The following is a 6,246-nucleotide window of genomic DNA, read 5'->3' as shown; positions in this document are numbered from 1 at the left end:
GCCGCAAGGCGGCTTCGTTCGTTCCGAGACAATCCCAACGACAAAATACCCGCCAATTCTACATGTAGATCAATGTCGTATCCTTCTTCCGACGGCGTCAGAACCACATGGTCGATCAGAGCGCGCAGCGCCTCCGCAGCTTCGCCACGCACATCGGGCTTATTGAGTACGTCGGCAAGGTTGCTGACTTTTGAGTGGTAGATAGCTGACATGTTGGGATGCAGGGTAGGTTGGGGCGCTGGCGCCGTGTTCAAGTCATTTTCCAATTGGGCTTTCTTCGCTTCCACCTCAGCCATTTTGCCTTTGACTGTGAATGCTGGTGCGCCGTCTATGAGTGCCTGGACGAGACGCTCCAGCGCGTGACTTGTCTTGGCGAGTTCGGTTTGGCGTCCGCGGCGTGTTTGGGATAGCGGTCATACATACAATGCTCTGCGACGGACGTCACCTTATGTCCATAAGGACAGAAAGCGGCCGGTCGAGGCCAGAGGCCCCACCGCTTTCAACAGTCGTGAAGGGGCAAATCAAACCCGCAAGCTTAATAAGCTTCTCCTGATCTCCTCCACACCAATCCAATAAGCGCTCAATTGAAGCCTCGTTAAGGGATGCTTCATTCAAATCGTAGGAGCGATCACGGAAAACCATGTGACCACGCAACTCCTCACTCCGTTCACCTACGAAAACACTGTCGAGCACAAGCTCGGGAAAATTACGCACAAGGGTCGAATGACAACACTGAGTTCCAAGCTATTCAAGCGATGACTCTCTATTCCATCAAAGACCAATTCAACAATCTCAGCGATATCTTTCCTTGGCGCATCAGCTTTGAGGCAATAATCGCAAACACGCTCAAGACCGTGGGATCGCATTGGCCGGACATCATCCCTATGGATCACAATCAGTTTCTTGATCGCTCGCCTAAGAGGAGTTGGTCTATAGCTCAAAGACGGTTTGAGTGACACAAGGTATGGGAAGCCGGGACAGTAGCGGCTGCACACTTAATTTCGGCCCCAACGTCATCGCCTTTGAAATTCCCTCTTCACTAATTCACATAATTGAATATTATAATGTGATGGCATTTGAGGAGGAAGCGATGCGTGACATCTCGCGACGCCGGTTTTTGAAGAGCGCGTCGGGCGCTGCGGCACTTTCGGTTATTTCGTCCAGCACCGTTGCAAGCGCATCAATTGGGGCTGGTAGGCTGACAACCGTGAGCGACGGACACCTGGTCTTGCCGATGGACTTTGCAATTGGGCCTGCGCCACGCGAAGAGGCGGCCCAGATTTTGGCCAAACACGGAGTAACCGGTGCAAACGTTCAGCCAAGTTGCAATATCTCTGTGTTCCAGGATGGCACAAACACGGTGTTGTTTGATGTTGGCTCTGGGCCTGATTTTATGCCCTCCGCAGGGGCACTTCTGGACAATCTTGATACCATTGGATTGACACCCGAAGATGTGACGCACGTTTTGGTCACCCATGCACATCCGGATCACATCTGGGGGCTGCTGGATGATTTTGACGAACCCGTTTTTGCACAAGCCAAACATATGATCGGTCGGCGGGAGTGGGACTACTGGTGGGATCCTGAAACAGTGAACTCCATTGGCGAGCAGCGCATGGCCTTTGCGGCGGGTGCACGTCGCAGATTTGAAATGATGGAAGATGTTTTCGAGCGGTTTGACGCTGGCGAAGAAGTGGTCAGCGGAATTCAAGCCGTAGCAACCTACGGCCACACCCCGGGACATATGAGCTTTGAAGTGCGGTCAGGTGGCGAGGCGACATTGATCATTGGCGACGCAATTGCAAATCACCATTTGGCCTTTGACAGACCTGATTGGCCAAGCGGTTCAGATCAAGACGCAGACCTTGGAGTACACACACGGCGCGCGCTGTTTGATCGGATCATTTCGGATCAGATATCCGTGGTCGGTTTCCATTTTCCGGGAACCGGATTTGGCAACGTTGAAAAATCCGGTGACGGATTTGTTTTTCTGGAGGCAAGCCAATGAGGGGGGGCTCCGTATATATAGCGGGTGCGGTTTGCGCGATTGGATCCATGGTGCTTGCCAGTGAGGATATCGCTGATCAGTACCCAGGTTCGCCGCTCTATTCCAAGCCGGTCGAAGTCATTCCGCACGTCTGGTCCGCGATTGGAGCAACGGCTCCGCCAACCTATGAAAATGCCGGCCACAACAACAACCTAAGTTTCATCGTCACAGGCGATGGGGTCGTTGTGATCAATGGAGGTGCGGCCTACGTGCTTGCAGAGGCTTTGCACAAGGAGATTAAAGCCGTCACTGAACAGCCTGTGAAACTTGTGATCAACGAGAACGGGCAGGGGCATGCCATGCTTGGCAACAGCTACTGGCGTGACTTGGGAGTTCCAATTCTGGCGCATGAAGATGCGGCGTATGAGTTTACGGAATATGGGGCGCAAATTCTTGACGGCATGAAGCGGTACAATCGAGACAAGGCAGAAGGGACCAAGTTGGTCGCCCCTACCGAAACCTTCTCAGACACCAAATCGATACAAATGGGCGATTTTTTGATCGAGGTCCTGTACTTGGGCCCAGCTCACAGTCCGGGGGACGTGTCGGTTTGGCTGCCGGAACAAAGCTTGGTGATCGCGGGAGACATGGCGTTTCACGAACGCATGTTGCCGATCTTTGAAGACACAATGACTGCTGACTGGCTGGAGACATGGGACACGGCCTTTGAACCCTTGGAGGCGACTTATGTGATCCCAGGACACGGGCACCCGACAAACATGGATCAGGTGCGGCGCTACACGCGGGACTATTTGATCTACCTGAGGGAGCAGGTTGGCGCGCATTTAGAGGCGGGCGGTGATTTGGCCGACGCCTACTACGTGGACCAATCGCCTTATGCCAATCTGGATACCTTTGAAGAGCTGGCCACAAAGAATGCGGGCCGAGTCTACGAACAGATGGAATTTGAGTAGAAGAGCTGGCTGGTACAAGGAGTGAAGGGCATTGACCGATGCCATGATCGACCATTTTGGGGAAGACACGCTTCTAATGGTGATCGGGTTGGTCACCGGCCTGATTTTTGGTGCCAGCGCTTACCATTCCCGGTTCTGTCTTCGGGCCGCCACGGCCGAAGTGGCCGCTGGTGTCGCAGGTCCAAAGCTCGCAATCTGGCTCATCGCATTTCTTACCGCGCTTGTTGCCGTCCAGAGTTCCATTCAACTCGGGTGGTTAGACGTAGGTAACAGCCGTCAAATTGGAAGCGTCGGAAGTCTTTCAGGCGCGGTTGTCGGCGGGGTGATGTTTGGCGTTGGAATGATTTTGGCCCGCGGGTGCGCCAGTCGGCTTTTGGTCTTGTCCGCGTCAGGCAATTTGCGCGCGATTATCACCGGACTTGTGTTGACGCTTACGGCGCAGGCGGCCCTTCGTGGAGTATTGTCTCCCGCTCGGGAGGCGCTGTTTTCTGCTGTGACTATTCCAGGCGGTGATGCTCGAGATCTGTCGGCGATCTTTGCGGTGCCGCGAGAGGGCATCGTGGTGGCTGCGTTGCTGTCATGGATTCTTGCCATCAGTTTTGGCTTGAGAAAGAACCTTAGGGCGTCTGAGCTTCTTGCGGCAATTGTTGTCGGGCTTGCTGTTTGGTTGGGGTGGTGGCTGACCTATGTCTTGGCCCAAAACTCCTTTGAGTTGGTTGCGGTCCAGTCCGTCACTTTCACAGGGCCTTCCACGGATACGTTGATGGCCCTTATCAACACGCCGGAAGTGCTTAGGAACTTCGGAACAGGGCTTGTTCCCGGCGTCTTTGTTGGCGCGATGTGTGTTGCGTTGGCAAAAGGTGAGGCGCGCATTCAACGGTTTGAATCTGACACCCCGATGGAGCGCTATTTGCTTGGCGGGATGCTCATGGGCTTTGGTGCGATGCTGGCTGGCGGCTGTGCTGTCGGAGCCGGGGTCACTGGAGGGGCCGCTTTGTCTCTGACTGCGTGGGTGGCGATATTCGCAATGTGGGTGGGCGCTGTCGGTAGCCAATGGCTCATCCGCGTCATGGCCTAGTCGTGCTTCACAAAACTATTTGTCGTAAGACTAAGACTATTGTGCCGCCATGGGCTGCCGCGCCAGAGCACATTCTGTCCACAAACTCTCCAAGGCGCCAATAAGACGGTCGATGTCGGTTGGGCTATGAACCGGTGACGGCGTGATCCGAAGCCGTTCAGTGCCTTTGGGTACGGTCGGATAGTTGATTGGCTGAATGTAGATCTGGTGTTCGTTGAGAAGCCGGTCGGAGATGTATTTGCACTTTATCGGGTCGCCGACAATGACCGGGATAATGTGGCTTGGGTTGTTGATGTGGGGCAGGCCAATTTGGTCGAGACGCCGGCGGACCTCTTCAACATTTTTTTGTTGTGAGAGACGCTCTGCGTTGCTGACTTTGAGGTGTTCAATAGCGGCATGTGCGCCGGCTGCGACGGCCGGTGGCATGGCGGTGGTGAAGATGAACCCGCTGGCAAATGACCGCACAAAGTCGACTAGGTCTTTAGACGCCGCAATGTACCCTCCGGATACGCCATAGGCCTTGCCCAGCGTGCCTTCGATCACAGTCAGCCGGTCAGTCAGATTTTCGTGCTCTGAAATTCCGCCTCCGGTGGCCCCATAAAGTCCCACTGCATGCACTTCATCCAGATAGGTCATGGCACCATAGCGGTCCGCCAGGTCGCAAATCTCCGATATTGGGGCGACGTCGCCGTCCATGGAATAGACGCTTTCGAAGGCAATCAATTTGGGCTGATGGGCCGGAAGGTGCGCGAGCTTACGCTCCAGATCCGCCAGATCATTGTGTTTCCAGATAGTCTTATCCGCGCCGGAATGGCGTATACCTTCGATCATGGAGGCATGATTAAGGGCATCTGACAGGATGGCCAGATTGGGAATACGCGCGCCCAGCGTGCCCAATGTGGCCCAGTTTGACACATAGCCGCTGGTGAACAAAAGCGCGGCTTCCTTGTCGTGCAAGTCCGCAAGCGAGTGTTCAAGAGCAACATGTTCCAAGGTTGTGCCAGAGATATTGCGCGTTCCGCCAGCGCCTGCGCCACAACGGATCAGCGCATCCTGCATGGCCGTTAGGACCTTGGGGTGTTGCCCCATGCCCAAATAGTCGTTGGAGCACCAGATGGTGACATCAGGCGCCTCGCCGGCTTGGCGCGCATGCGGAAACGCGCCGCATTTTCGCTCTAGCTCTGCAAAGACGCGATAATTGCCGTCGGACCGCAATGCGTCCAGTTCGGATCGAAAAAACGCCAGATAGTCCACGCGATGCCCTCACTTAGTTGGCAGTGGCGTCGGTGACGATGCCAACGAGGAGGTCCTCGACTTTTTGCATCGCGCCGTCCGGATAATCGCGATGGCCAATCATGACGCCATCGTCATTCTCGGCAACGAAAATGCCGTAGGGACAATGGGCAATATTCATCGGATCCGCTTCCATGACTTCCCGAGACACAACGGCGGAACAGAAAATGAAGATATCGGCTGCTTTGAAAATCTGCTTGCCGCTCCCGACGTCGGCTCCGGTGCGGTTGAGCATTTCCCCAACATGGCTCACATAGTCGATCACCAAACCACGGTCGACGATGGCGCTTTCGACGGCAAATGTCGCGTCTTCGAAACTGCCGTCAAAAGGGACAACGATGGACTCGGCTGTCGCCGCTGTGGCCATCATCGATGCTGCAAAAATTAAGTTTTTCATACGTAGGTCCTCCTTCAATTCTTTAGGGGCGGATCACTGTCCATCCGGCCTCGTTCAATGTCATCAAATCGACCACACCCGCCGGCACATGTTCAGCGATTGTCACAACAGGCGGCGCTTTCCCCTCTTTTTTGGTCATGCCGGTGATTGTGTTGCCGCAGGCGGCGAAGGTCACATTGGGCATGGAGGCGCCAAAGGATTGCAGCCGTTCAAGCACGGGGGAGGTGTCTTCGCGCAGCATGTGTAAACCAGCATTAAAAGCCACAACTCGGACGTCCACGGTTTCGCCTTGGCTTTCATAATGGCGGGTCACGTTTGCTGCGACATTGAGAACTGTGGTCATTTTTTGTGGATCATTGTCGCTAATCTGCAGTGCCAGTTGGTGGTCTGCCAGGCTGTCCTGTGCGGCAGCCATACCCCCTGCCAGAACCGTCGCTACAAGTGCGACCAATCCCAATATACGTTGCATGTTTTCCTCCCCTTTTAGCTGAGTATTTCGGGGAACACTCCGCTACGA

Annotated in this window: 6 protein-coding genes and 1 pseudogene; 3 read left to right on the top strand and 4 right to left on the bottom strand. The window is 54.7% G+C overall.

The genetic code is table 11. The annotated features are described in order from the left end of the window. Positions 1-296: pseudogene (locus tag Q0955_RS20010) on the bottom strand (recombinase family protein); the annotation flags it as partial. Positions 297-1,207: 911 nt separating this feature from the next. Between Q0955_RS20010 and Q0955_RS20005 the strand changes: the two are divergent. The 3 genes from Q0955_RS20005 to Q0955_RS19995 are packed head-to-tail and all read left to right on the top strand — an operon-like array spanning position 1,208 to position 4,039. Further along, a complete protein-coding gene (locus tag Q0955_RS20005; RefSeq protein ID WP_299428412.1) occupies positions 1,208-2,008 on the top strand; it encodes an MBL fold metallo-hydrolase in 801 nt (266 codons plus the stop codon). Between the two features lie 47 nt (positions 2,009-2,055). After that, on the top strand, positions 2,056-2,961 hold the full coding sequence (locus Q0955_RS20000) for an MBL fold metallo-hydrolase (protein WP_299428409.1): 906 nt from the start codon (positions 2,056-2,058) through the stop codon (positions 2,959-2,961). Between the two features lie 43 nt (positions 2,962-3,004). Further along, positions 3,005-4,039, top strand: coding sequence for a YeeE/YedE family protein (locus Q0955_RS19995; protein ID WP_299428406.1), 1,035 nt, complete (start codon positions 3,005-3,007; stop codon positions 4,037-4,039). 36 nt (positions 4,040-4,075) lie between these two features. Here Q0955_RS19995 and hemA read toward each other — a convergent pair whose 3' ends face one another. Genes hemA through Q0955_RS19980 form a run of 3 tightly spaced genes read right to left on the bottom strand, consistent with a single transcriptional unit; the run spans position 4,076 to position 6,198 of the window. Continuing rightward, a complete protein-coding gene (hemA, locus tag Q0955_RS19990; RefSeq protein ID WP_299428403.1) occupies positions 4,076-5,293 on the bottom strand; it encodes a 5-aminolevulinate synthase in 1,218 nt (405 codons plus the stop codon). 13 nt (positions 5,294-5,306) lie between these two features. After that, positions 5,307-5,729: a DUF302 domain-containing protein gene (locus tag Q0955_RS19985; RefSeq protein ID WP_299428400.1), complete on the bottom strand. Its 423-nt coding sequence runs from the start codon at positions 5,727-5,729 to the stop codon at positions 5,307-5,309. A gap of 22 nt (positions 5,730-5,751) precedes the next feature. After that, complete coding sequence (locus Q0955_RS19980) at positions 5,752-6,198, bottom strand: hypothetical protein (protein ID WP_299428397.1); 447 nt, start codon at positions 6,196-6,198, stop codon at positions 5,752-5,754. Positions 6,199-6,246: the final 48 nt, after the last annotated feature.

The sequence above is a fragment of the uncultured Shimia sp. genome (assembly GCF_947493595.1).
GTDB lineage: Bacteria > Pseudomonadota > Alphaproteobacteria > Rhodobacterales > Rhodobacteraceae > Shimia.
Note: the sequence above shows the minus strand (reverse complement) of the source record. Positions and strands in the feature narration are given on the sequence as shown.

Excerpts from the sequence above, each read along its gene's own strand:
- Q0955_RS20000 (WP_299428409.1), top strand. The coding sequence starts at position 2,056 with ATGGTGCTTGCCAGTGAGGATATCGCTGATCAGTACCCAGGTTCGCCG.
- Q0955_RS19995 (WP_299428406.1), top strand. The coding sequence starts at position 3,005 with ATGATCGACCATTTTGGGGAAGACACGCTTCTAATGGTGATCGGGTTG.
- Q0955_RS19985 (WP_299428400.1), bottom strand. The coding sequence starts at position 5,729 with ATGAAAAACTTAATTTTTGCAGCATCGATGATGGCCACAGCGGCGACA.
- Q0955_RS19980 (WP_299428397.1), bottom strand. The coding sequence starts at position 6,198 with ATGCAACGTATATTGGGATTGGTCGCACTTGTAGCGACGGTTCTGGCA.